The 25,480-nt window shown below is 57.7% G+C and carries 24 protein-coding genes and 1 riboswitch; of the genes, 6 read left to right on the top strand and 18 right to left on the bottom strand.

Features of this window, described 5'->3' with window-relative positions; translation table 11 throughout:
• From N2M06_RS00600 to polA, 7 genes are all read right to left on the bottom strand, one after another.
• Nucleotides 1-474, bottom strand: a complete 474-nt coding sequence (locus tag N2M06_RS00600; protein ID WP_019934665.1) for a Na+/H+ antiporter subunit E — start codon at nt 472-474, stop codon at nt 1-3.
• Nucleotides 471-1,973 (bottom strand): Na+/H+ antiporter subunit D, encoded by a 1,503-nt coding sequence (locus N2M06_RS00595; protein WP_346351293.1) that lies wholly within the window; start codon nt 1,971-1,973, stop codon nt 471-473. The genes N2M06_RS00600 and N2M06_RS00595 overlap by 4 nt, the downstream gene beginning before the upstream one ends.
• A complete protein-coding gene (locus tag N2M06_RS00590) occupies nt 1,970-2,317 on the bottom strand; it encodes a Na+/H+ antiporter subunit C (protein ID WP_019934663.1) in 348 nt (115 codons plus the stop codon). The genes N2M06_RS00595 and N2M06_RS00590 overlap by 4 nt, the downstream gene beginning before the upstream one ends.
• Nucleotides 2,318-2,746, bottom strand: coding sequence for a Na+/H+ antiporter subunit B (locus N2M06_RS00585; protein WP_346351292.1), 429 nt, complete (start codon nt 2,744-2,746; stop codon nt 2,318-2,320).
• Nucleotides 2,746-5,043: a putative monovalent cation/H+ antiporter subunit A gene (locus tag N2M06_RS00580; protein ID WP_346351291.1), complete on the bottom strand. Its 2,298-nt coding sequence runs from the start codon at nt 5,041-5,043 to the stop codon at nt 2,746-2,748. The genes N2M06_RS00585 and N2M06_RS00580 overlap by 1 nt, the downstream gene beginning before the upstream one ends.
• 198 nt (nt 5,044-5,241) lie before the next feature.
• Nucleotides 5,242-6,048, bottom strand: a complete 807-nt coding sequence (thiD, locus tag N2M06_RS00575) for a bifunctional hydroxymethylpyrimidine kinase/phosphomethylpyrimidine kinase (RefSeq protein ID WP_019934660.1) — start codon at nt 6,046-6,048, stop codon at nt 5,242-5,244.
• Between the two features lie 36 nt (nt 6,049-6,084).
• A riboswitch (TPP riboswitch) is annotated at nt 6,085-6,186 on the bottom strand.
• Nucleotides 6,187-6,447: 261 nt separating this feature from the next.
• Nucleotides 6,448-9,180, bottom strand: coding sequence for a DNA polymerase I (polA, locus tag N2M06_RS00570; RefSeq protein WP_346351290.1), 2,733 nt, complete (start codon nt 9,178-9,180; stop codon nt 6,448-6,450).
• Between the two features lie 303 nt (nt 9,181-9,483).
• Here polA and elbB point away from each other — a divergent pair, with 303 nt between their 5' ends.
• Nucleotides 9,484-10,131 (top strand): isoprenoid biosynthesis glyoxalase ElbB, encoded by a 648-nt coding sequence (gene elbB, locus N2M06_RS00565; RefSeq protein ID WP_019934658.1) that lies wholly within the window; start codon nt 9,484-9,486, stop codon nt 10,129-10,131.
• 264 nt (nt 10,132-10,395) lie between these two features.
• On the opposite strand, the gene N2M06_RS00560 is transcribed toward elbB, so the two are convergent.
• The 3 genes from N2M06_RS00560 to N2M06_RS00550 form a co-directional block, all read right to left on the bottom strand.
• Nucleotides 10,396-11,055, bottom strand: coding sequence for a 7-cyano-7-deazaguanine/7-aminomethyl-7-deazaguanine transporter (locus N2M06_RS00560; RefSeq protein WP_019934657.1), 660 nt, complete (start codon nt 11,053-11,055; stop codon nt 10,396-10,398).
• A gap of 119 nt (nt 11,056-11,174) precedes the next feature.
• Entirely contained in the window at nt 11,175-11,435 is a 261-nt protein-coding gene (locus N2M06_RS00555) for a DUF3630 family protein (RefSeq protein WP_317074075.1), read from the bottom strand.
• On the bottom strand, nt 11,435-12,901 hold the full coding sequence (locus N2M06_RS00550) for a protein adenylyltransferase SelO (protein WP_346351289.1): 1,467 nt from the start codon (nt 12,899-12,901) through the stop codon (nt 11,435-11,437). Before N2M06_RS00550 ends, N2M06_RS00555 begins: the two co-directional genes overlap by 1 nt.
• An 83-nt stretch (nt 12,902-12,984) precedes the next feature.
• On the opposite strand from N2M06_RS00550, the gene N2M06_RS00545 reads away from it, so the two are divergent.
• On the top strand, nt 12,985-13,287 hold the full coding sequence (locus N2M06_RS00545) for a cytochrome c (protein WP_245541398.1): 303 nt from the start codon (nt 12,985-12,987) through the stop codon (nt 13,285-13,287).
• 54 nt (nt 13,288-13,341) lie between these two features.
• Here the strand turns inward: N2M06_RS00545 and recQ are convergent, their stop codons facing one another.
• Nucleotides 13,342-15,168: a DNA helicase RecQ gene (recQ, locus tag N2M06_RS00540; RefSeq protein WP_317074077.1), complete on the bottom strand. Its 1,827-nt coding sequence runs from the start codon at nt 15,166-15,168 to the stop codon at nt 13,342-13,344.
• Nucleotides 15,169-15,322: 154 nt separating this feature from the next.
• On the opposite strand from recQ, the gene rarD reads away from it, so the two are divergent.
• The 3 genes from rarD (at nt 15,323) to N2M06_RS00525 (ending at nt 17,720) form a co-directional block, all read left to right on the top strand.
• Nucleotides 15,323-16,234 (top strand): EamA family transporter RarD, encoded by a 912-nt coding sequence (gene rarD / locus N2M06_RS00535; protein ID WP_317074078.1) that lies wholly within the window; start codon nt 15,323-15,325, stop codon nt 16,232-16,234.
• A 9-nt stretch (nt 16,235-16,243) separates the two neighbouring features.
• Entirely contained in the window at nt 16,244-17,032 is a 789-nt protein-coding gene (locus tag N2M06_RS00530) for an AraC family transcriptional regulator (protein ID WP_346351288.1), read from the top strand.
• Between the two features lie 61 nt (nt 17,033-17,093).
• On the top strand, nt 17,094-17,720 hold the full coding sequence (locus tag N2M06_RS00525) for a LysE family transporter (RefSeq protein ID WP_346351287.1): 627 nt from the start codon (nt 17,094-17,096) through the stop codon (nt 17,718-17,720).
• Nucleotides 17,721-17,739: 19 nt separating this feature from the next.
• Here the strand turns inward: N2M06_RS00525 and uvrD are convergent, their stop codons facing one another.
• The 7 genes from uvrD to N2M06_RS00490 form a co-directional block, all read right to left on the bottom strand.
• Nucleotides 17,740-19,908, bottom strand: coding sequence for a DNA helicase II (uvrD, locus tag N2M06_RS00520; RefSeq protein WP_346351286.1), 2,169 nt, complete (start codon nt 19,906-19,908; stop codon nt 17,740-17,742).
• A 261-nt stretch (nt 19,909-20,169) separates the two neighbouring features.
• On the bottom strand, nt 20,170-20,877 hold the full coding sequence (locus N2M06_RS00515; protein WP_346351285.1) for an HAD-IA family hydrolase: 708 nt from the start codon (nt 20,875-20,877) through the stop codon (nt 20,170-20,172).
• A gap of 399 nt (nt 20,878-21,276) precedes the next feature.
• Entirely contained in the window at nt 21,277-22,191 is a 915-nt protein-coding gene (gene xerC / locus N2M06_RS00510) for a tyrosine recombinase XerC (protein WP_346351284.1), read from the bottom strand.
• Nucleotides 22,178-22,861 (bottom strand): DUF484 family protein, encoded by a 684-nt coding sequence (locus tag N2M06_RS00505; protein WP_019934648.1) that lies wholly within the window; start codon nt 22,859-22,861, stop codon nt 22,178-22,180. The genes xerC and N2M06_RS00505 overlap by 14 nt, the downstream gene beginning before the upstream one ends.
• Entirely contained in the window at nt 22,858-23,691 is an 834-nt protein-coding gene (gene dapF, locus N2M06_RS00500; protein ID WP_346351283.1) for a diaminopimelate epimerase, read from the bottom strand. Before dapF ends, N2M06_RS00505 begins: the two co-directional genes overlap by 4 nt.
• Before the next feature lie 3 nt (nt 23,692-23,694).
• A complete protein-coding gene (gene lysA, locus N2M06_RS00495) occupies nt 23,695-24,951 on the bottom strand; it encodes a diaminopimelate decarboxylase (RefSeq protein WP_346351282.1) in 1,257 nt (418 codons plus the stop codon).
• Between the two features lie 11 nt (nt 24,952-24,962).
• Nucleotides 24,963-25,085 carry a lipoprotein gene (locus N2M06_RS00490; RefSeq protein ID WP_019934645.1) on the bottom strand — a complete coding sequence of 41 codons (123 nt, stop codon included), beginning with the start codon at nt 25,083-25,085 and terminating at the stop codon, nt 24,963-24,965.
• 72 nt (nt 25,086-25,157) lie between these two features.
• Between N2M06_RS00490 and cyaY the strand changes: the two genes are divergently transcribed.
• Complete coding sequence (gene cyaY, locus N2M06_RS00485) at nt 25,158-25,469, top strand: iron donor protein CyaY (RefSeq protein WP_317074084.1); 312 nt, start codon at nt 25,158-25,160, stop codon at nt 25,467-25,469.
• The last annotated feature ends 11 nt before the right edge of the window (nt 25,470-25,480 follow it).

The following is a 25,480-nucleotide window of genomic DNA, read 5'->3' as shown; positions in this document are numbered from 1 at the left end:
TTATCCCAGCAAATCAATAACACGGGCCTCAAGGGCCTTGAACTCCGCCAGCTGGCGGGACTCATCTTCCAGATACATCAGATGCACATACAGCACTCGGCGGTCACTGGAGACATCCAGCGCCAGCGAGCCCGGCGTGGCGGTGATCAGGTTGGCCAGAATGGTAATGCCCCCTTCATCTTTCAGATCCAGCGGAATGGCAATCACGCCCGGGCGCATTAAGTGGGTGGGCGTCAGCACATCGTAAGCCACGCGGGCGTTAGACTTTATCAGGTCCCAGATAAAGAAAAGCGCAAAGCTGATAATGCGTGGTGCCTTGCCGAAATAGCGGGCAAAGGTGGGTTTGTCCCGGCCCACATAGGCCAGCACCAGATAGCTGAGCAGCACTCCGATCACCAGATTGCTGATGGTGTAGTTACCGGACAGCGCAACCCAGGCCAGCGCCAGCAGCATATTCCATCCAAAGGCTTTCATTGGCTTCCTCCCAGCACGGCATTGATATAGACCGACGGTGACGTCAGTTGCTCCGCCGTGGCCATGGCCAGCTGCACAAACCACTCGGCACCAAAACCGATGGTCAGGGTCATCAGCGCCAGCACGGCAACAGGCGCATACAGCACATACAGATGCGGATCCCGCTCACCACGCAGTGGCTTGGCGTCATCGGGCAGTTTTTTCCAGAACGCTTCAGCCCAGATCTTGATCATGGAATACAGCGTCAGCAGACCCACTATCAGCGCCATGGTCACCATCAGCCAGTGGCCTTCAATCACACCGGCCTTGATCACGGTAAACTTGGCAAAAAAGCCCGACAGCGGCGGCAGCCCCGCCAGTGACATGGCCGGTACCAGAAACAGCGCCGCCAGCCAGGGAGCCGAGCGATACAGGCCCCCCAGATGAGCCAGATCATAACTGCCGTGATAGCGATACATAATGCCGCTGATCAGAAACAGATTGGTCTTCACTATGATGTGGTGAAAGATATAGAACACCCCGCCGGCAATGGCCAGCGGCGTGAACAGCGCCAGCCCCACCAGCATGTAACCAATCTGACTGATAATGTGAAACGAGAGAATGCGCCGCACTTCAAACTGGGCCGCCGCCCCCAGTACGCCGGTTACCATGGTGAAAATACCCATGGCCATCAGTACTGTGCCGTGGGTAAAGCCGGTATCCTGCACAAAAATCAGACTGAACACTCGATACAGCGCATACACCCCCACCTTGGTGAGCAGACCGGCAAACACCGCCGAAATGGCCACCGGTGGTGTGTGGTAGGACGCCGGCAGCCAGAAAAACAGCGGAAACGCCGCCGCCTTGATGCCAAAGGCCACCAGAAACAGCATGGCTATGACAGTCACCAGCCCGGTCTGATCGGCACCGTTCAGCTTTACTGCCAGATCCGCCATATTCAGGGTACCGGCATAGCCATAGAGCAGCCCGACTGCGGTAAGGAACATGGCCGAGGAAATCAGGTTCAGGGTCACATACTTGATGGCCCCTTCCATCTGGGCCCGCTCACCCCCCAGAATCATCAGACCAAAAGAGGCGATCAGCAGTATCTCGAACCACACATAAAGGTTGAAGATATCTCCGGTAAGAAAAGCCCCTACTACGCCTGCCAGCATCAGATGCAGCAGTGGATAGTAACCAAAGGCTTCGTGGCTGCGGGTCATGGTGGCCAGCGAATACACCGCCACTGCCAGACCGATAATACCGGTGACCACCACCATAATGGCACTGAGCAGATCGGCCACCAGACTGATGCCATAGGGGGCCGGCCAGCTACCCATATGGGCCACCTGAATGCCGTCTGTCTGTACCTTTTGCAGCAATACCACAGAGGCCACCAGCAAACCGGCACCGGAGAATACGGAAATCCAGCGCTGCACATTGCGCCAGCGCCAGCAGGTAAGACACAAGGCCCCTGCCAGCATGGGAATAAGGATGGGTATCACGACTTCTGGTTTCACGAATCGGTGCTCTTCATTTCGTTAACATCATCGGCGCCAATCACTTCATATGCCCGGTGGATCAACACCACGGCAAAGGCAAGCACCCCAAAACTGATCACAATGGCGGTCAGGATCAACGCCTGCGGCAGCGGATCGGCAATGGCTTTCACCGGTACGCTCAGCCCCTGCGGAATCAGAGGTGGCGCGCCCCGCACCAGACCGCCGCTGGTAAAGATCAGCAGGTTAGCGGCATTCGACAGAATAATAAGGCCGATCACCAGTTTCACTACGCTGCGTCGCAGCATCATATAAAGCGCGGTGGCATAAAGGCCGCCCACCACAAAGGCAAACAGGTTTTCCATTTATTCCTCCACCTTGGCCAGGGACAGAATAATGGTGGTCACCACACCGATAACCACCAAAAATACACCGATATCAAAAAACAGCGGCGTACTCAGCTTGAGATCACCAATGCCAGGCAGCCACACTGTCCACCACTGGCTGGACAAAAACGGCTGACCTTTCAGCACCATGCCCACCACACCGCTGGCCAGCGCCAGCAGCAGACCACACCCCATCAGCAGCTGGCTTTCCACTCCCATCAGCTTGCGGGTGCTGCTGGCATCAAAGGCAAACATATGCAGAGCAAAGGCCCCGGATGCCACCAGGCCGGCAATGAAGCCACCGCCGGGTTCGTTATGGCCGCGCAGCAGCAGATACACCGCAAACAGCAGCAATAACGGTACCAGAAAGCGGGTGGCGGTCTGTAATATCAGAGACGAGCCTATCATCAGCGGTGTTCCTCCCAACGAAAGCGGATCATGGCGTTCACACCGATGGCTGCCAGCGCCAGCACAAAAATTTCTCCAAGAGTATCCAGCGCCCGGTAGTCCACCAGGATCACGTTCACTATGTTGCGGCCATGGGCTATGTCATAGCTGTTAGCTATCAGGTAACTGCTGATGCCTTCGCCCAGCGAAGACTGGTTCACGGTTAACACCATCATGGTCACCAGCACACCAAATACACCGGCTACAGTCGCATCCCGCCAGCGGGTGCGCGTGCTGGAAAGATCCTGAAAACCGGGCAGACGGAACAGCACCAGTACCAGCAGAATGACCGTCAGGGTTTCTACCAATATCTGAGTAATAGCCAGATCCGGCGCACTGAAAAACACATAAATCAGCGCCATGGAAAAGCCCAGCACACTTACCGCGGCCACGGCTCCCAGACGCAGATGAGTGGAGCAGACATAAATGACCGCCACCATCATCAGCAGACTGATCACCACTTCGTAGAGATAAACCCCTTCAAACGACAGTGAGTAGATAAAGGCGTCATGCGCCCAGAAGGCATATATCAGCAGACCTATGGTAGTCAGCAGTATGGTCATGATGTAGTTGGTCATGTAGCCGTTCTGCAGTACATGGGTCTGCCAGCGGGCCAGCCGCACCAGGCCGTCCATCATATGCTCATAGCCCCGTTCCGGACCGTAGGCCAGTGGATACAGCACCTTGCCCAGCGGCTGATAAATACGGCTCCAGCGACGGTACAGCAAAGCACCGGCCACCAGCGCGGCAGCACTGAACAGCAGCGGCAGATTAATGCCGTGCCACAGCGCCAGATCCAGATTTCCCGCCGGGGCCCCGCTGATGGCAGTGACCGCCGCCGCCAGCAGCGGCTCAGCCAGGCCGGGCAACAACCCCAGCACCAGACTTAAGACTGCCAGCGCACTAAAGCCCAGACGCATGGCAAGGGGAGCTTCGTGAGGCGTTTTTGGAGTGGGTTTCAGCTTGCCGAAGAAAGGTTTGATGGCCACCAGAGCACTGGCAGCCACAATAGCCACAGCCGTGACCAATGCCAGCACCACCAGCAGCACAGACAGGGCGCGGGCACCCAAGGCCGCCTCAAACATCAGCTCTTTGGCAATAAAACCAAACAGCGGCGGTATACCCGCCAGTGACAAGGCCGCCACCCATAAAAACAGCGCCGTATGCGGCATATGGGCACGCAAGCCGCCCAGCTCGCGCACATCCTTGGTACCGGTGGCATGATCCAGGGTACCGGCAGCCATAAAGAGCGCGCCTTTGTACAACGCATGAGCCAGCAGAAAAATCATGGCCGCTTTCAGCGCCACCGGCGTGCCGATGCCAATCAGCATGGTCAGTGTGCCCAGCGCCATAATAGTGGAATAGGCCAGAATGCGTTTCAGATCTGTGCTGCATACCGACATGAGGGCACCCACCGTCATGGTAACAGCCCCCAATACCGACAGCGTCAGCATCCAGGCATCATGGCCCGCCATGACAGGCTGCAGCCGGGCCATCAGAAACACGCCCGCCTTAACCATGGTGGCGGAATGCAAATAGGCGCTGACCGGCGTGGGCGCGGCCATGGCATTGGGCAGCCAGAAGTGAAACGGGAACTGCGCCGACTTGGTGAAGGTGCCCGCCAGGATCAATATCATCATGGGCAAAAACAGCGGATGCTGTTGCAGTGCAGGGCCCTGCGCCAGCACCTCGGTCAGCTCATAGCTGCCGGCCATCCAGCCCAGCATGATCAGGCCTGTCATCAGTGCCAGGCCGCCACCCATGGTGACAAACAAGCCCTGCAGCGCCGCCTTGCGCGACTTTTCCTGCTCATGGTTAAAACCAATCAGCAGATAGGAAGTAATACTGGTCAGCTCCCAGAACACAAACAACCCGATCAAATTGCTACAGAGCACGACTCCCAGCATGGCGCTCATAAAGGCCAGCAGGTACATCAGCAGCTTGTGCCTGTCCTTGTTGCCCTCCAGATAGCGGCCGCCGTAGATCAGAATAAAGGTACCAATACCGGTGATCAGCAGCGCAAACATCAGGCTGAGGCCGTCGAGCAGAAAACTCAGGCCGATATCAAGACTGGGAATCCACTGATAGTGAAACTGAAGCGTCTCACCCGCGGTAATGAGAGGCCAGAAACCGGCAAAATAAACAAACAGACTCGCGGGTAATACCGCCAGAAACCAGCCAATATACTGGCCCAGCCGGGAGCTCAACATGGGCACCAGGGCGGCGAGAACAAAACCTGCCAAAACGGCAACAAGCATACGCAAGGCTCCTTTTCAGGCCCGTTCAGGGGCGTAAGGATCGGCAAATAGAAAGGAGAGACTTAGAATGCAGACTATAGCAGTGACTTATTTCGATTAACGATCAATGCGTTAATTCGTTGTTATTGATTATCATCGCAAGGAATACTACAAGCCGCCCCGGCCGGACGCAAGCGGGCCGGGACATTTGCACTGTGTTCAGCGGGCAAAAAAATGCTCCACCGGCCCCCGGCCCTGCCCTACTTTCAGACGAGCGCCGGCTTCAATGGCTCTTTCGATATAATGCTTGGCAGACGCTACCGCCAGCTCAAGCTCCAGGCCCTGAGCCAGATAGGACGCCAATGCGCCGGACAGGGTACAGCCGGTGCCATGGGTGTTGGCGGTAATCACGCGGGGAGTATCAAAACAGCGCACATCGGCACCGTTGATCAGCCAGTCGGGGCTGCGCGGCTCCTGCTGCAAAAAACCACCTTTCAGCAGCACAGCCCGGCACTCCAGCTCGATCAGGGCAGCGATCAGCGGCTCCACTTCCCGCAGTGACGCGGGTATGTCCCTGCCGGTAAGGCAGGCAGCCTCCGGCAGATTGGGGGTGATCACATCCGCCAGCGGCAACAGCCGCTGTTTGAGACTGTTCACTGCGTCAGGAGCCAGCAGCATATCGCCGTTGGCACTGACCATGACCGGGTCCACCACCAGGTGCTGAGGCCGGTAGGCCTCAAGCGCGTCAGCCACCGTATTAATGGTATCCGCATCACCCAGCATACCTACCTTGACCGCGGCTACCGGCAGATCACTGAATACCGCCTCCAGCTGGGCGCGAATCATATCCTGGGGAACCGGATGTACTGCCGAGACTTTTTGCGTGTTCTGAGCGGTAATGGCGGTAATCACCGAACAAGCGTAACCGCCAGTGGCGGAGATGGCTTTAATGTCGGCCTGAACGCCGGCACCGCCGCCGCTGTCGGAGCCGGCAATGGAAAGAATAATGGCTTTGCTGCTGTGCATGTCCTTATGGTCCTTTATCTGGGCGCGAAAACCATAAGGCCACAGCCATCGGTTCCCTACGCCAGTATGAGCTGGATCAGGTTCAACGGGTTCGGCAACAATTGCCATCTCGGCCTTTCGGCACCCCGACCAATGACAGAAATCATACCCAGCCCACCGTTTAATTGCCAGCCGGCAGAGTTGAAACACACCAACTGTAATTTAGTAACATAAATTTTTTGTTGTATACAAAAGAAGAGGTGGATTGCAGGCAAAAAAAACGCCCTCAGCTAAAAACGCTGAAGGCGGCCTGAGCAGCATATTAATAAAATGCAAAAAGCTTGGCAGCATGGACTACTGCCTCTGTACCTGCTGCCACTATAACGTAAGTTTATTTCACTATCGTTATTTTTTATCGCATTAGTGAGCCTGATCCCAGTTATCACCCACACCGGCTTCCACCAGCAGCGGCACATCCAGACTGGCCGCCTGCTGCATCAGTTCGCAAATTTTCTGCCGGTAATCTTCTGCCTTGTCTTCGCGAATTTCAAATACCAGTTCATCGTGAACCTGCATCAGCATACGCACATCGTCTTCGGGTAACTGTGTTATCCAGTCGTTTACCAGCACCATGGCTTTTTTAATGATATCGGCCGCCGTGCCCTGCATGGGAGCGTTGATAGCGGCGCGCTCAGCGCCCTTGCGCCGGGCACCATTTTTGGATTTGATCTCCGGCAGATACAGGCGACGGCCAAACAGGGTGGACACATAGCCCAGCTCGCTGGCCTGCTCGCGGGTTTCTTCCATATAGCGCAGCACACCCGGATAACGTTCAAAGTAGATATTCATGTATTCCTGGGCTTCATTCCGGCCAATGCCCAGCTGGCGGGCCAGACCAAAAGCGCTCATGCCGTAGATCAGGCCAAAGTTAATGGCTTTGGCCCGGCGGCGCTGTTCGCTGGTCACCGCTTCAAGATCCACACCAAACACCTCGGCGGCGGTGGCCCTGTGAATATCCTGACCTTCAGCAAAGGCCGTGAGCAGTCCCTTGTCCTGAGACAGATGCGCCATAATGCGCAGCTCTATCTGGGAGTAGTCTGCCGCTACCAGCTTGTAGCCCTTTTCAGCCACAAAGGCCTGGCGAATGCGGCGTCCTTCCGGTGTGCGGATGGGAATGTTCTGCAGGTTGGGATCTGACGACGACAACCGGCCGGTGGCAGTATTAGCCTGATGATAAGAGGTATGCACCCGGCCGCTGTGCTCATTCATCATCTGGGGCAGCTTGTCGGTATAAGTGGACTTGAGCTTGCTAAGTACCCGGTATTCCATCAGTAATTTGGGCAAGGGGTAATCCAGCGCCAGCTCCTGCAGTACTTCTTCGGCGGTAGAAGGCGCACCCTTGGGCGTTTTTTTGATCACCGGCAGTTCCAGCCTGGTGAACAGAATCTCGCCAAGCTGCTTGGGAGAGCTGAGATTAAAGGGCTCACCGGCGAGTTCGTGGGCTTCCAGCTCCAGCTCTTTCAGCCGTTTGGCAATTTCATCACTCTGAATGGCCAGCAGCTTGCCGTCGATGCGCACGCCTGTGTATTCCATTCCGGCAAGAATGGGTACCAGCGGCATTTCAATGTCATTAAATACGCTTTCAAGAGATGGCTCGGCAGCCAGTTTTTCCGCCAGGTGATGGTGCAGCCGCAGAGTAATGTCAGCATCTTCCGCCGCATAGGGCCCGGCCTGCTCCAGTGGGATCTGGTTAAAGGTCAGCTGCTTGGCTCCCTTGCCGGCAATGGCTTCAAACGGTGTGGTGCTGTGATTAAGGAAAAATGCCGCCAGGCTGTCCATATCGTGCCGGGTCTGCACCGAGTTGAGTGCATAAGACTCCAGCATGGTATCGAGCAGCGTGCCCTTCATGTGAATGCCGTGATTTTTCAGCACATTGATATCGTACTTCAGATTCTGACCCAGTTTGATGCGGCTCTCATCTTCCAGTAACGGCTTGAGCGCACCGAGCACGGTTTCTTCGCTCAGCTGCTCGGGTGCATCCAGATAATCGTGACCAAAAGGCACATAGGCCGCCTGTCCGGCTTCTACTGCAAATGATACCCCTACCACACGGGCATCCCGGTAGCTGAGACTGGTAGTCTCGGTATCAAAGGCAAACAGAGGCGCGGCTTCCAGCTTTTTAATCCACGCATTCAGCTGCGCCTGCTCGGTCACCAGCTGATAATCGGTTTCCATAGCCGCCGCCACTGGCGCTTCTTCCTGAGTGGCGGGATCCAGCTCAGCCAGCAGATTACGGAATTCAAACTCTTGATAAAGAGCGCGCAAGGCCTCGGTATCGGGCTCGCTTTGCTGCAGATCCGCCGGCCCCACGTCCAGCTCCACATCTGTCTTGATGGTAGCCAGGGTATAAGACAGCCGTACCTGCTGCTCGTGCTCGACGAACTTGGCGGCAAACGACTTGGATCCGCGAAAGCCCAGCTCGGCAATTTTGTCGGTATTGGCGGCAATGTCGTTGATGGAGCCCAGCCCCTGCAGCAGCGCCAGTGCCGTTTTCTCACCCACACCGGGCATGCCGGGAATGTTGTCTACCTTGTCGCCTACCAGCGCCAGCAGATCGATAATCAGCTCCGGCGGCACACCAAATTTTTCCACCACGCCGTCCCGATCGAGAAAGCTGTTTTTCATGGTATCCATCAGCAGCACATGATTCGATACCAGCTGGGCCATGTCCTTGTCACCGGTACTGATCACCACATCCAGCTGCTGCTCGGTGGCCTGCCGGGCCAGGGTGCCAATCACATCGTCTGCTTCCACTCCTTCTTCGATCAGCAGGGGCAATCCCATGGCACGGATAATGTCGTGAATGGGCTTAATTTGCTCACGCAGATCATCCGGCATGGACGGCCGGTGTGCCTTGTATTCCGAATAAATCTCATCGCGAAAGGTTTTGCCCTTGGCGTCGAATACCACTGCTACTCTTGAGTCAGGAAACTGCTTGTGCAGGCTGCGCAGCATATTGGTAACCACACGAATGGCACCGGTGGGTCGGCTATCGCTGGTGCGCAGATCCGCTTGCTGAGAAGCAAAATAGGCACGATAAAGATAAGAGGATCCATCAACCAGGATCAGGGGTTTGGCAGGAATGGCAACCATGGCGTCTTCTCGTTATTGCGTTGGCCGCTAGCATGCCACAGCAGGCCGCCGGACTCCACGGCAATGCCGGTTGATCCTGTGGATAACTCTGTGAAAGGATGATCCGATCTGGATCCGGGGGATTTAAATTAGTTGTTTTATTTCATAAACTTATATTGTTAAGCAGCGTATTGATAACAGATCCTGAATTGTGGAAAATCGACAGTAATGAAATATTGCATCAGGATTAAACGCAATAAGGCTAGCACAAGCCGGCGGTTTTGCTGCCGGCATCATTAATTTCACACCAGTAAGGAGCACAACATGAAAAAAGTTGCCGTAATTCTGAGCGGCTGCGGCGTGTATGACGGCGCAGAAATTCACGAGGCGGTACTGTGCCTGCTGCACCTGGCCCGCAATGGTGCCCGCTATCAGTGCTTTGCTCCCGACAAGCCTCAGCATCATGTGCTGAACCATGCTTCCGGTGAAGAAAGTAGTGAACAGCGCAATGTGCTGACCGAAGCCGCCCGCATCGCCCGGGGCGATATTCAGCCCCTGAGCGAACTCAATGCCGACGACTTTGATGCTCTGCTGCTGCCCGGTGGCTTTGGCGTAGCTAAAAATCTGTGTAATTTTGCCTTTAAAGGGGCGGAATGTGAGGTCGACAAGGAAGTACTGGCGGTATGCAAAGCCTTTGCTCGTGCCCGCAAGCCTGCCGGCTACTGCTGCATTGCTCCTGTGCTGATCCCAAAAGTGTATCCGGCCGGAGTAAAAGGAACGGCAGGCACAGATGCTGCCGTGGCAGACGCCTTTATGGCCATGGGCGGTGAGCATATCGGCTGTGCCGTGACGGATATGGTGGAAGACGAACGCCACAAGGTGATTTCCACCCCCGCCTATATGCTGGCAAAAAACATTACCGAAGCCGACACCGGCATTGGCAAACTGGTGAAGCGCCTTTTAGAAATGTAACCCCAGCCTCTTGCTCCAGTCCCGATTTGTCGGGACACCCGTATCGCCTGTTAGCCCGCTTGCCCGAATAAATTCGGGCCTACAACACAAAAAAGGGCCGGCAATAAGCCGGCCTAAATACTCTGGAAGCAATGTGAGCAATGTCGTGCCTTCAAAAACGGTCGCGCCCTACTGCTGAATGGGGCCTTGTTTGGAAAGCAAGTTAACGATAATCGTTATCATTAATTATTGCAACCCCTATTCCTGTATTCTTCTGCACAGTAATTAACGGCTGGTTTGCAGTGCCGCTTGGTCGTCGCCAAGAATGCGACGGCTCAGGTATTTCAGCAGCAGACCATAGGCGGGCACAAACAGTCCCAGGCTGAACACCAGTTTGAAGCCGTAGTCCACCCAGGCTATTTCTACCCAGTGCTCGGCCATAAAGGGATCCGGCGAGCGCCAGAATGCCAGGCTGAAAAAGGCCAGGGTATCAACCAGGTTACCGAAAATGGTGGAGCAGGTGGGGGCCACCCACCAGGCCTTGATTTGCCTCAACCGGTTAAACACCGACACATCCATAATCTGCCCCAGCACATAGGCCATAAAGCTGGCCAGGGCGATACGGGCCACAAACAGATTGAATTCTGTCAGCGATCCCAGGCCCTGATAGCTGGCCTCGAAAAACAGCACCGACAGCACATAAGAGCTGACCAGCGCCGGCAGCATGACCGCAAAAATAATACGCCGGGCCAGATCAGCACCAAAAATCCGCACCGTCAGATCCGTGGCCAGGTAAATAAAAGGAAAGCTGAGTGCGCCCCAGGTGGTATGAAAACCAAACAGGGTAAAGGGCAGCTGCACCAGATAGTTACTGGCAGCAATCACGGCAATATGGAACAAAGACAGGCGTATCAGCGCCGAGCGGTACTGTTGAGCGGAGATCATGTATCACCTTTTTGATAAATGGGGTTAGGGAACCCATTGCGGGTCAGCAATGAAAAACCGTCGCATTCTAGCGGTTTTTTAGCCACTTGTCTTCATTTGAAGTAAAAAGCTCGGCCTGATTACCTGCGGTTCCACTGTGCGGTGAGCCAGAGCGCCACGGCTTCATCCTGTGCATTTAATGCTTCCAGCCAGGCGCAATCGCTATAATGCTGAAAGCACAGAAACAGCCGGCTGCCTTCAAAATCCACCAGCCACTGGTGATAATCGGCACCTGCTTCCCGCTCCAGCACGATCAGCTCCAGTGCCCGGGCCAACGCATTGGCCCAGTCGGGAAAGGTTTCAATGCTTAAACTGGTATCGCTTTTTAATGGGTTCATCATCAGGAACTGCATGAAATACAAAGGGATGCCGCCCACTCCGGGGCCGGCTCGGCATAGTGCTCAAACCCCGGCTGCTCATCAAAGGGCGCGGCCAGCAGCTGCAACAGGGTATCGGCTTCGGCCATATCGCCCTGCTCCGCCTGCTCAATGGCGCGCTGAGCCAGATGGTTGCGCAACACGTATTTGGGGTTGACCGCGTCCATGGCTGCCCGGCGCTCGGCCTGAGTGAGGTTTTCCTGCGCCAGTCTTGCCCGGTAGCGGGCAAACCAGTCCTGCCAGGCATCAGGGGCGGGCAACAAGGCCAGCAAGCTTTTCGGCAGCTCGCCCTCGGATTCAAGCAGCGCCAGCCGCCGAAACCAGCAGCTGTAATCCACTTTATGTTCGGCCATCAGGCTGAACATGTCCCGGAACAGGGCCGGATCTTCTTCCCGCCATTGCTCAAGCCCCAGTTTTTGTCGCATCAGTTCAGAATAGCGGCTCAGCAAGGCATGCTCATATTTGCCCAGCGACTGCTGCAGGGTTTCCAGCTCAATATGGCCAGACAGCGCCTGGGCCAGCCGCTGCAAATTCCACAGCCCCACCGCCGGCTGCTGATCGTAGGCATAGCGGCCACCGTGATCGGAATGATTACAGATATGATCGGGATCATAGGCATCAAGAAAACCATAAGGGCCATAATCCAGAGTCAGGCCCAGCATCGACATATTGTCGGTATTCATTACCCCGTGGCAAAAGCCGGCCGCCTGCCACTGAGCAATCAGCCCGGCGGTGCGCATCACCACCCGCTCAAACAGCTCGGCGTAGCCTTGCGGGCTTTTGGCCAGATCCGGCCATTGAGTGTCTATCAGATAGTTCAGCAGCTCGGGAATACGCTCGGGCTGGCTGTTGTAATAAAAGTATTCAAAGTGGCCAAAGCGCAGATGGCTGGCCGCGGTACGCAACAGGGCAGCACCGGTTTCAGTCTGCTCTCTGTATACCGGCTCGTCACTGCCCACCAAAGACAGCGCCCGGGTGGTGGGAATGCCAAGATGGTGCATGGCTTCCGAGGCCAGATATTCCCTGAGCGAAGAACGCAGCACGGCACGACCGTCACCAAAGCGGGAATAAGGGGTTTTGCCTGCGCCTTTCAAATGCAGATCCCAGCGCTCACCGGCCGGCGTGATCACTTCCCCCAGCAGCAGGGCCCGCCCGTCTCCCAGCCGCGGGCTGAAACCGCCAAACTGGTGGCCGGCGTATACCTGAGCAAAAGGCACCATGCCCGGCAGCAGCTGCTGACCACTGGTCAGCTCCAGCCACTGCTGGTCGCTTAATGAAAGCCCCAGCTCATCAGCAAGGTCATAGTTAACCAGCAACAACCTGGCAGAATCCAGTGATGTGGGTGCAACTCTGGAGCCGGCCCACTCAAAACTTGCATATTGGTTGTCTATTAGCACATTATCACCTTGAGACTCGTCAAAGGGTTTCATTGTTCGCCTCAGCTTAACGTATACTGCCACTGCTCAAAAGCTGAGCCCGGAAGCAATTAGTGAATTAATAATAACGGAGTTCTATGATGAAGAAACTGATGACAGCTGCCGCTGTAATGGCCATGATCAGTGCCCCGGCCTTTGCCGCCGGTGATGCCGAAGCCGGCAAAGCCAAGTCTGCCGTCTGCGCAGCCTGCCACGGTGCCGAAGGTATTTCTCAGATGGATATCTACCCTAACCTGGCCGGTCAGAAAGCTGCTTATATCGTAAGCCAGCTGAAAGCATTCAAAAACGGTGAGCGTAATAACGCCATCATGGCACCCATGGCCATGCCACTGTCCGAGCAGGATATGGAAGATCTGGCGGCCTACTACGCCAGCCTGTAATCGCTCATTCTGCAAGGCGACAGGGTCCGCACATGCGGACCTTTATTTTTAGCCTCAGCCTTCCCGCCGCAGCAGCTCAAGAAACGCCTCACCAAAACGTTCCAGCTTGCGCACCCCCACACCGTTAATGCCCAGCAGTTCACTCTCGGTTTTAGGCCGGTAACGGGCCATATCAGTGAGCGTGGCGTCATTAAATACCACATAGGGCGGCACATCGGCTTCTTCTGCCAGCTGCTTGCGCAACTGTCTCAGTGCCTTGAACAGAGCCCTGTCTTCCGCCCGGGACAGACCGGCTTCGGCCTTGTCTTTCTGCTTCACCCGCACCAGCCGGGGCTCGGCCAGCTCAAGCCGCACCTCACCGCGCAGCACCGGTCTTGCAGCCTCGGTCAGCTGTAACACCATATTGCGGGTAATATTCTGAGTGAGCAGGCCGGAGTGAATAAGCTGGCGCAGCACGCTGACCCAGTGCTCCTGACTTTTATCCTTACCAATGCCGTAGGTCGATAGTTTATCGTGACCGTGTTCCCGCACCCGCTGAGTATCAGCACCGCGCAGCACTTCCACCACATAGAGCACGCCAAAGCGCTGGCCGGTGCGATAGACGCAGGACAGCGCCTTTTGCGCGTCTTCGGTGCCGTCGTAGCGTTTGGGCGGATCCAGACAAATATCGCAGTTGCCGCAGGGCTCGCGCTGATATTCACCAAAGTAGTTGAGCAGCACCTGACGCCGGCAGGTAAGCGACTCGGCAAAGGCCGCCATCACATTCAGCTTGTACAGCTCCACCTGCAATTGCTGTTCGTTGTCGCTGTTTTCCAGCAGCCGGCGCACCCGGCCCACATCGGCCGGATCGTACAGCAGCATGGCTTCCGACGGCAGACCATCGCGCCCGCCCCGGCCGGTTTCCTGATAGTAGGACTCGATATTTTTGGGAATGTCGTAGTGCACCACAAAGCGTACATTGGGCTTGTCGATGCCCATACCGAACGCCACCGTGGCTACCACTATGTCGAGATCGTCACGAATAAAACGCTCCTGCACCGACTGGCGCAGCTCCAGGGGCAGGCCGGCATGATAGCTGGCCGCCTTGTGACCCCGGGCCAGCAACCGTTCTGCCACTTCTTCCACCCGCTTGCGGCTGGAGCAATAGACTATGCCGCACTGACCACTTTGATCCGCCACATAGCGCACCAGTTGATCCAGCCCCTTGAATTTTTCCACCAGAGTGTAGCGAATATTGGGCCGGTCAAAGCTGGCAATGTGGATCAGCGGCTCGGTCAGGTTCAGCCGGCCCAGCATATCCTGACGGGTGGCTTCGTCGGCGGTGGCGGTGAGCGCCATAATGGGAATATGTGGAAACCACTGCTTAAGCCGGCCCAGCTCGGCATATTCGGGGCGAAAGTCGTGGCCCCACTGAGAAATGCAGTGCGCCTCATCGATGGCAAACATGGACAGCTCAAGCTCACCGAGGCGCTCCATAAATTCGTGCTGCAGCAACCGCTCCGGTGACACATACAGCAGCTTGATCTCGCCCCGGCGCAGAGCAGTAAAGTGGCGCAGCATGGTTTCCCGGCTCAGCGAGCTGTTGATATAGGCCGCCGCCACGCCGTTGGCTACCAGAGTATCTACCTGATCCTTCATCAGCGAGATCAGCGGTGATACTACCACCGTCAGCCCGGGGCGCAGCAACGCCGGGATCTGATAACACAACGACTTGCCGCCGCCGGTGGGCATAATCACCATGGCATCCCGCCCAGCCACCGCCGCTTCCACTATCTCCAGCTGACCTTTGCGAAAGTCCTGGTAGCCAAACACCTGCTGCAACACGCCATGGGGAGTGTCGGGAATGGGGACGGAAGCGGTGTCTTCGGTTTCGGGATTCATCTCGGTCAGCCGGGCACAAACGAACGAGCATTGTAAGACAGAGGGCGACAACAATAAACCGCAGGCCCGGATGACAAAGTTTCATTTGTTACTGGCTGACGGCCGCCCTTGTGGCTAAACTGCCTTTCCTCCTTTATTTGTTCGGTATTCCAGCATGGCGAAAGACCAGGCCGGCCAGGGCGCCCTGCTCGCCCTCGGCGCCTATTTTCTGTGGGGTATTGCCCCCATGTATTTCAAACAGCTGAGCGCGGTGCCGGCCGATGAAATTATCACCCACCGCATCATCTGGTCCTGGCTGTTGCTGGTGCTGCTGATCTCGGCCCTCGGTTATTGGCCCAGAGTTCGCGCCCTGCTTCGCACCCCTCGCCAGTTGCTGATGCTGGCACTGTCATCAGTTATTATCGGTGCCAACTGGCTGCTGTTTATCTGGGCGGTGAACAACGATCACATGCTGGATGCCAGCCTCGGTTACTACATCAATCCGCTGTTCAATATTGTGCTGGCCATGCTGTTTCTGGGAGAACGTTTTCGCCGCACCCAATGGCTGGCGGTAGGACTGGCCGGCACCGGTGTGGCCATTCAGATCCTGGTGTTCGGCAGCCTGCCCTGGATCGCCCTGGCTCTGGCCTTATCCTTTGGCTGCTACGGCCTGATCCGCAAAAAAGTGCCGGTAGATCCCTTTACCGGTCTGATGCTGGAAACTCTGGTGCTGCTGCCCCTGGCCCTGATTTATCTGTTAGGGATCGCCGACTCGGCCACCAGCCGGCTGGCCGACAACCCGCTCAACCTCAATCTATGGCTGATCGCCGCCGGCCTGGTGACCACGGTACCGCTGCTGCTGTTTGCCGGTGCCGCCCGCCGGCTGCGACTGTCGACCCTGGGATTCTTCCAGTATCTGGGCCCCAGCCTGATGTTTCTGCTGGCGGTGGGGCTGTATAACGAGCCCTTTACCCTGGACAAGGGTATCACCTTCGCGCTGATCTGGGGTGCCCTGGTGATCTACACCCTGGATGGCCTGCGCCACCGGCGCAATTCTTTACAAAACTCAGGCACCGTGAACCGCTAGAATGGGCGCATGAGCAGCGTAAAATACTGGAAAAGCAATGGCCTGAACGGCCTGGAGCTGTGCCTGGCGCATCACGCTGGCTTCAGTTACGGCCGGCACATCCATCTCGATTACCACTTGGGTCTGGTAGAAAGCGGAGCCCAGAAATTTATTCACAGAGGCAATTCGGCCCCTTTGGTACCGGGACAGCTGTCGTTACTCAATCCGGACGTGACCCATGACGGCGATTGCTTTGACGAAACGGGGTTTCGCGTTCGCGTCTTCTCTCTGTCACCCGAACTGGTCTCCGGGCTGGCCGACGAGCTGGAACAACCCCTGCCCTTCTTTGCACAACCGCTCACCCACCAGCCCGCCCTTTATCGCCGGGCCCTGACGCTGCACCGTCAACTGGAGCAGGCGAACACGAATCCCCGCTTTGCCGAAAGCCAATTACTGGCACTGCTGGCCGACTGTTTGCCGCTGCAGGATACCAGGCCGCTGGCCCAGCCTTTGCTGACCCGAGTGCGGGAGCGCCTGCTGGACAACCTGGATCAGCCCCATTCACTGGCCGAGCTGGCCGCCGAACTGGATCTTTCACGTTTTCAGTTTCTGCGCCAGTTCAAAGCAGGTCTGGACATGACACCCCACGCCTATCTCAAGCGATTGCGGCTGGAAGATGCCAAGAAACGGCTGGCCGCCGGTCATCCCGTGCTCGACACCGCACTGGCGGTGGGCTTTTTTGACCAGTCGCATTTTCATCGCGCCTTTGTTCACGCCTATCACATTACACCGGCTCGCTTTCACGCACAGATGCAATAACTTACAAGCCGGTAAAACGCCCGCCTTTTACACTGTGCATCCACCACAGACGGAGCACTTCATGAACGTTTCACTGCTGATTACCATAGGCGTTATTCACCTTATTGCGCTGGCGAGCCCGGGTCCGGATATTGCCCTGATGCTGCGCTTTTCGGCCCGGCGACGAGCCGCCCTGAGCGCGGCGCTGGGCATTACCACCGGCATTCTGGTGCACAGCATACTGAGCCTCACCGGCATCAGCCTGCTTATTCAGGCACACCCTTTGCTGTTTACCCTGGTGCGGCTGGCAGGTGCCGTTTATCTGGGCTGGATGGGGTGGTGCGCACTGCGGGCGGCCTTTGGGCCGGCGACAGAGCTCAGAGCCGCAAATGGCGCGGCAACGGAAAACGGATTCTGGACCGGGCTGAATACCAACCTGCTCAACCCCAAGGCGCTGGTGTTTTTTATCGGCCTGCTGGCCGCTCTGATTGGCCCCGAGGTCAACTGGCTGACCCGTACCGCCCTGGTGGTGGAGCTGTTTGTGCTGAGCCTTGTCTGGTTTGTGCTGCTGGCCTGGTGGCTGTCTTCGCCGCGGGTACAACTCAGGCTACAGGCCTGGAGCCGGCCGGTAAACGGCCTGTGCGGCCTGCTGTTCTGCTCGGTATCCGGCTCCATTCTGTGGCTGCTGGTTGGCTCACCATCGGTCTGATGGTCTCAGTCCGCTGTTATCAAATCGCTTCCAGCCGGGCGTAGGCGGTAACCAGCCACTTGGCACCGCCGTCGTCAAAGTTGACCTGCACCCGGCTCTGGGCACCGGCACCTTCATAGTTGAGCACCACTCCTTCGCCGAACTTGGGGTGCAGCACTCGCTGGCCCAGGCGAAAACCGGTCTGGTTAAAGGTGTCCTGCACTCGGTCCTGGCTGAAGCGGCCGTTGGGAATGGTGCGGGTCACCTTGGCCTTGAGCCGGATTTCTTCCAGGCAGTCGGCGGGCAGCTCCTTGATAAAACGGCTGGGGCGGTGAAACATTTCCCGGCCATAGAGGCGGCGACTTTCGGCATGGCTGATATAGAGCTTTTCCATGGCCCGGGTCATGCCCACATAGGCCAGCCGGCGCTCTTCCTCCAAGCGGCGGCTTTCTTCCGCCGACAGCTGGCTGGGGAACATACCCTCTTCCACCCCCACCATAAACACCAGCGGAAACTCCAGCCCCTTGGCGGAGTGCAGCGTCATCAGCTGCACGGCGTCGTCGAACTGATCCGCCTGGCCCTCGCCCGCCTCCAGCGCAGCATGGGACAAAAACGCCGACAGCGGCGACATGTCGTCTTCTTCCGACGGGGTAAACTGGCGAGTGGCGGTCACCAGCTCTTCCAGGTTTTCCACCCGGGACTGGGCCTTTTCGCCTTTTTCCGCCTGATACATGGCCTTGAGGCCCGACAGCTCAATCACCCTGTCGGTCTGCACATGCAGCGGCAGCTCGCGAGTGTCGTCTTCCAGCTGGTTGATCAGATTGATAAAGCGGCTCACCGCCGCAGCGGCCCGGCCGGTCAGCACCTTTTCCTCCACCAGCACCCAGGCCGCCCGCCACAGGGTCACTTCCCGATCCCGGGCCGCCTCGCGAATGAGCCCCAGCGTGCGCTCGCCAATGCCTCGTGTAGGCGTGTTGACGATGCGTTCAAACGAGGCCTCGTCGCCTCTGTTGTTAATCAGCCGCAGGTAGCCGAGGGCGTCCTTGATTTCCTGCCGTTCAAAAAAGCGCAGGCCGCCATAGATGCGGTAGGGAATACGCTCCTGAATAAGCGCCTCTTCCAACACTCGGGACTGGGCGTTGTTGCGGTAGAGAATGGCGCTGTCACTCAGGCTGCCATCCTGATTGCGCCACTGCTTGATGCGCTCCACCACAAAGCGGGCCTCGTCCACCTCGTTAAAGGCGCTGTACACGGCAATGGGCTCACCTTCGGTGCCCTCGGTCCACAGCTCCTTGCCCATGCGCTCGGCATTGTTGGCAATCAGCCGGTTGGCAGCCTTGAGAATGGTGCCGGTGGAGCGGTAGTTCTGCTCCAGCCGCACCGTCTCGGCACCGGGAAAGTCTTGCAGAAAACGGGAGATATTTTCCACCCGGGCACCGCGCCAGCCATAAATGGACTGATCGTCGTCCCCCACTATCATGACCCGGGCACTGTCGCCTGCCAGCATGCGCAACCAAGCATACTGAATATTGTTGGTATCCTGAAACTCGTCCACCAGAATGTGCTGAAAGCGCTGCTGGTAGTGCGCCAGAATGTGCGGCTTGTACAGCCACAGCTCATGGGCGCGCAGCAGCAACTCGGCAAAGTCGACCAAACCGGCCCGGTCACAGGTCTCCTGATACACCTGATAGATCTGGCGATAGGTCTTTTGCAGCGGGTCGTTGAGCACCTGAATATCGCCCGGGCGCAGACCTTCGTCCTTGCGGCCGTTGATGTAGCCAGCCACCTGACGCGGCGGCCACTGCTTTTCATCCAGGTTCAGGCTCTTGAGAATGCGCTTGAGCAGGCGCAGCTGATCGTCCGAGTCGAGGATCTGAAAATCCTGGGGCAGGTTGGCGTCCAGATGGTGCGCCCGCAGCAGCCGGTGCGCCAGACCGTGAAAGGTGCCCAGCCAGAGGCCGAACAGGCGGCCGCCCAGCAGTTGCTCCACCCGGCTGCGCATTTCGGCGGCGGCCTTGTTGGTAAAGGTGACCGCCAGTATGCCCGAGGCCGGCACCTGTTCCACCTGCATCAGCCAGGCAATGCGATGCACCAGCACCCGGGTCTTGCCGCTGCCGGCCCCGGCCAGCACCAGCATATTCTGGGAAGGGGCGGCCACCGCCTCTCTTTGCTTGTCGTTCATGCCGTCAAGCAGGCTGGATACATCCATCACAACTCCTGTCTTTCATTTGAAGGCAATACCGCGCAAGCCCGGAGAAGAAAGGGCAGCCAACGCCAACACGCAGCATAAATTGCCACCTTCACTTTTTGCCTGCTGCGAACTGTCATTTGAAGTTCGGTCAGACAAAAAGCTCGGTGCTAGCGAGCAAGCTCGCCCATGTATGCTCGACGATGGCATCCCTGCCATCGACGGTTGGCTAAGGCTACCCCTTCCCCTTCCCGAATATCGTGTATTGCTGTAAGCCGGCGATTATAACAGCTCGAGCAGATGCTCCAACCGCGTCAGGGCCACCTGGGGCAAACACTGCAGATCCGCTTCGGTGCGGCCGTTGTCGTTGAGCCACACCGCCTGACAGCCACTGTGCACGGCACCGGCCACATCGGTATTAATATGATCGCCGATATGCAGAATCTCGCCGTGGTCCACCCCGGCCTGCTGCGCCAGCCGGTCAAACAAGTCCGGTGCCGGCTTCATGCGACCATGGGGGCCGGCCTTGAGCACTATCTCGAAATAGGGTGCCAGCTCGGTATGCTCCAGCGGCATGTTGCCGTTGGTGATCACCGCCAGCCGGTACTTGTCCTTGAGCGCGGTCAGCACTCTGTGGGTGGCCTCGGGCACCACTATTTTGCCCCGCTCGGCGAGAAAGCCCTGATAAAAGGTCTCGGCCAGCTGTTCCGCTTTATCTTTTGGTAACCCCTGCTGACACAGACCTTCTGCCAGCACGCGCAGACGGCAGGCGCTGACATCGTGAGCCAGGGCCGGCTCTTCGGCAATCAGCCGGCGTTTGATCGCCGCCAGATTGTCCTTGCCCAGCAGAGTGGACTCCGGGTAATCGTTACGCAGCGCCTGCAGCAGCCAGTTCTCGGCTGCTGTCATTACCGGCACGTTGTCGTAGAGGGTGTCGTCCAGATCAAAGCTGAGCACCTTGACCGGTGCCATTCGTTTGTAAAAGCGCATGCATGAGTTCCGGTTTCAAAAGTCAGTGAAGGCATTCTAACCTGCTTTCGTCTTTCCCTTCACGCCTCGAAAACCGTCTGAGCGTCCTCGCCGGCGAAGCCGCAGCTGGGTTACCTCCGCCGACACGCTTCCAGCCCCTCCATGGGACGCTCGGCAAATGCCATCCCTGGCATTTGACGGTCGGCTTCACAATCCCAGCTGCGGCTTCGTTTGGCATTGGCGTCGGTTATCAGCGAGTCATTTGGCAACTCGGTGGTGAACAAGGAGGGCAAAGGGTGTCTGCTTCGCAGCGCCCTCTGCGCCAGGGATGGCGCAGCGGAGCCCCCATGGAGGGGTTCACGGCGTGCCGGAGAAGCAGTGCCCTTTGACCGACGTGATTGCACGGACTTAATGGCCGCCTTACTCCTCATCCTTACGACGTTTGGCGCGCGGGTGGGCCTGGTCGTAGGCGTTGGCCAGATGCTGAAAGTCGAGGTGGGTATAGATTTGCGTGGTGGCCAGATCGGCGTGGCCCAGCAGTTCCTGCACCGCGCGCAGGTCGCCGCTGGACTCAAGCATGTGGGTGGCAAAGGAGTGGCGCAGCTTGTGGGGGTGCACATGACCGGCCAGTGCCTGCTGCTGACCCCGCTTGGCCAGGCGCAGCTGCACACTGCGGTGGGTAATGCGCCGGCGCTGCTTGCTGACAAACAAGGCCGGCTCGTCGGGGCCGGCCAGCTCGGGGCGTACCGTCAGCCATTTTTGCAGCCAGTCCAGCGCCATGCGCCCCACCGGCAGAATGCGCTCCTTGTTGCCCTTGCCCGTGACTCTGACCTGACGTTCGGCAAACTGCACATCATTCAGATTAAGATCCACCAGCTCCGCCAGTCGCAGACCGGAAGAATACATCAGCTCCATGATGGCTCTGTCCCGCACCGCCAGCGCATCGGACTCGTCCAGGTTCATCAGCTGGTGCAGTTCATCCACATCCAGATTTTTAGGCAGGGGCCGGCCCTGCTTGGGCGCACTCACACCCTTGGCGGGATTGGCCACCAGCCGGCCGTTAAGCACCAGCCAGTCGCAAAAACTGCGCAGGGCGCTGAGTTTGGCGGCAATGGAACGGGGCGACAGCCCCTGCTTGTGCATGCGGGTGGCCAGCCCCCGGGCATGGGCCACCGACAGTTCGCTCCAGCCGGCAAGATGCAGCTCGGTCAGCTGTGCACTGATGGCAGTAAGGTGCCGGCGGTAGTTGTCCAGAGTGTGCGGGCTGAGCTGACGCTCCACCCGCAAATAATCGAGAAAGTCATCAATGGCTGAAGCCAGTTCAGGCGTGGCCATGTTCCACCATGCGCGGCAGCAGCAGCGCCAGAAAGCCGGCCAGCTGGCGAATAATCAGGGTATCCATGCCCGAGCGGTAGTGACTGCTGTCAGCACTGCCAAAGGCCAGCAGGCCCATTTCGCCCTGCTGACCAATGCGGATCAGGGCGCAGGAATTGACCAGAGAATCACCAAACAGCCGCTGTTTTTCTTCCCGGCCCAGCCGGCCCAGATACACGTCCTGCCCCGCCATGCGCTCGCGATAGAGCTTTTCCAGCTGCTCGCCGGGCCGGGCTTTGGGCAGATTGCACCAGCGGGCATCCGGCACCAGCCGCACCGCCGTAACACGAAGCCGCTCCCGCAAAGCATGGGCAATGCGCTGCTCCAGCTCCGCTGGGGTGCGGCAGTCAAACAGGCGGGGATACATGTCGAGGTAAACGCGAAAAATACGCTCGTTCTCGCCGGCCACCGACATCAGCTGAGTGATTTCTTCTTCCAGCTGATGAATACGCTGGCGCTGGCGCTCCATACGGGCTTCCACCAGCGACACACTGCCCCGCTGCTCGTGGGGCAGCCGCAGCTGCTCAAGCAGGCCGGGGTGGCGCACAAAAAAGTCCGGCTGGCTGGCCAGGTAATCGGCAATGTGGCTTTCATCGAGCCCCGCCTCGGCCAGGGCGCTTTTATCGGTCATAGGGAGATCTGTCCGTCAAACACATGAGTGGCCGGGCCTGTCATGAATACCGGCTTGCCCGGGCCCTGCCAGGCGATGGTGAGGCTGCCGCCGGGAAGCGCTACCTTTACCCGCTCCGACAACTTACCCCAGCTCATGCCCATGACCGCCGCCGCACAGGCACCGGTGCCGCAGGCCAGGGTTTCGCCGGCACCGCGCTCGTGCACCCTGAGCCTGATTTCACGGGCGTTGATAATTTGCATAAAGCCCACGTTCACCCGGGCCGGAAAGCGCTCGTGATTTTCCAGCACGGGCCCCAGGGTGGCTACCTGATCGGTGTTGATATCATCCACTTCCACCACGCAATGGGGGTTGCCCATGGACACGGCACCACAGAGCACAGTTTGGTCCTGGGCGCGCACCAGATAGGTTTTTTCCGCCTTCTGGGCCTTGAACGGAATATTGGCCGGATCAAACTCGGGCACCCCCATATTGACGGTGACCTGATTGTCCTTTTCCAGCTGCAGCACTATGTTGCCCTTTTGCGTGCTGACGGCAATGCGATCCTTGTTGGTCAGGCCCTTGAGCCGCACAAAACGGGCAAAGCAGCGGGCACCGTTGCCGCACTGCTCCACTTCGGAGCCATCGGCATTAAAGATGCGGTAGTGAAAGTCGAGCTCGGGATCATAGGGCGGTTCCACCAGCAGCAGCTGATCAAAACCCACCCCAAAATTGCGATCCGCCAGCTGGCGGATCACGTCAGGATTGAAAAAGACTTTCTGGGTGACGCCGTCCACCACCATAAAGTCGTTGCCCAGCCCCTGCATTTTGGAGAAATGAAGCGTGCTCATGGTTCAGGCCTCGGGCAGCAGGTGCTCGCCCCGCCACAAGTCCGCCAGCTGCTCGCGCTCACGCACCACAAAGGCCTGTTCACCGTCTACCATCACTTCAGCGGCCCGGGGACGGCTGTTGTAGTTGGAGGCCATCACAAAGCCGTAGGCACCGGCAGAGCGTACCGCCAGCAGATCCCCTTCGGTAATGGCCAGTTCGCGGTCTTTACCGATAAAGTCACCGGTCTCGCAGATGGGACCGACGATGTCATACACCGCAGACTGACGCTCCAGAGTGCTGTCTACCGGAATAATGGCCTGCCAGGCGCTGTACAGGGCCGGGCGGATCAGGTCGTTCATGGCCGCATCCACAATGGCGAAGTTCTTGGCTTCACCGGGCTTGAGGTGCTCCACTCTGGTCAGCAGCACACCGGCGTTGGCGGCAATGGCCCGGCCCGGCTCAAATACCAGGGTCAGATTGCGGCCCTGCAGGCGATTTTTCAGCTCTTCGGCGTAATGGCGCGGCTCCGGCGGCGTTTCGTTGTCGTAACGCACGCCCAGACCACCGCCCACATCCAGATGTTTAATGTGAATGCCGTCTTCGGCGAGATCGTCAATCAGCACCAGCAGCTTGTCGACCGCCTCCAGAAAAGGCGACAGCTCGGTCAGCTGAGAGCCGATATGGCAGTCTACGCCGTGAATATCGAGGTGACTCATGGCCGCGGCCTGGCGGTAGATGTCCCGCGCCAGCTCGATGGGAATACCGAACTTGTTTTCCTTCAGGCCGGTGGAAATATAGGGATGAGTGCCGGCGTCGATATCCGGATTTACCCGAATGGACACAGGGGCCTTTACCCCCATGGCAGCAGCCACACCGTTAATGCGCGCCAGCTCGGCTACCGACTCCACGTTAAAGCAGAAGATGCCTTTTTCCAGACCCAGACGAATTTCGTCTTCGCGCTTGCCCACCCCGGAAAACACCACTTTTTTCGGATCGCCGCCGGCGGCAATAACCCGGCTCAGCTCGCCACCGGAGACAATATCAAAGCCCGAACCCAGCCGTGCCAGCACGTTCAGCACCGCCAGGTTGGAGTTAGCCTTCACTGCATAGCACACCAGATGATCCACCTCGCCGGCGGCCTGATCAAAGGCGTTCCAGTGGCGCTCCAGAGTAGCGCGGGAATACACATAAAGCGGCGTGCCGTATTGCTCGGCCAGACGGGTGAGATCGCAGGCTTCACCGTAAAGGCGGCCATCATCCTGATAATTGAAATAATCCAAGGTTGTTTCCTTTACGACTGCTCAACCTGAGTGGGCTGCTGCTCGGTTTCGGGCAGGGTCAGCGGGCCTTTAAGGCCACATGCCGACAGGCCCAGAACCAGCGCAACCAGTGCGGTCAGCTTGAATTTGTTCATCGTATGACTGTGAATATGGTTCAGGGCTCTTATAATCGCATTCACATTCTCAAAAGCAATAGGAAGCGGGCAATGAACGATAGTGAATTTCATGCTCTGGCGGATGCCATTTATGAGCATATTGAGGCACGTATTGATGAAAGCGGTGAAGACATTGAATGTGAAACCGTGGGCGGCGTCATGAACCTGACCTTTGAGAACGGCGTCCAGTTTGTCATTAACCGGCAGGAGCCGCTGCATCAGATCTGGCTGGCCACCCGGGAAAACGGTCACCATTTTGCCCTGCAGGGCGACCAGTGGATAGATAACCGTCAGGGCCATGAGCTGCTGAGCTGGCTGACCCTGCAGGCCAAACGCCAGGGTGGCGTCGAACTGCCGCTGTAACAGCATCAATA

Source organism: Oceanimonas sp. AH20CE76 (assembly GCF_039654065.1).
GTDB lineage: Bacteria > Pseudomonadota > Gammaproteobacteria > Enterobacterales > Aeromonadaceae > Oceanimonas > Oceanimonas smirnovii.
The sequence above is the reverse complement of the archived record's forward strand: the minus strand, read 5'-3'. Positions and strand labels throughout refer to the sequence as shown.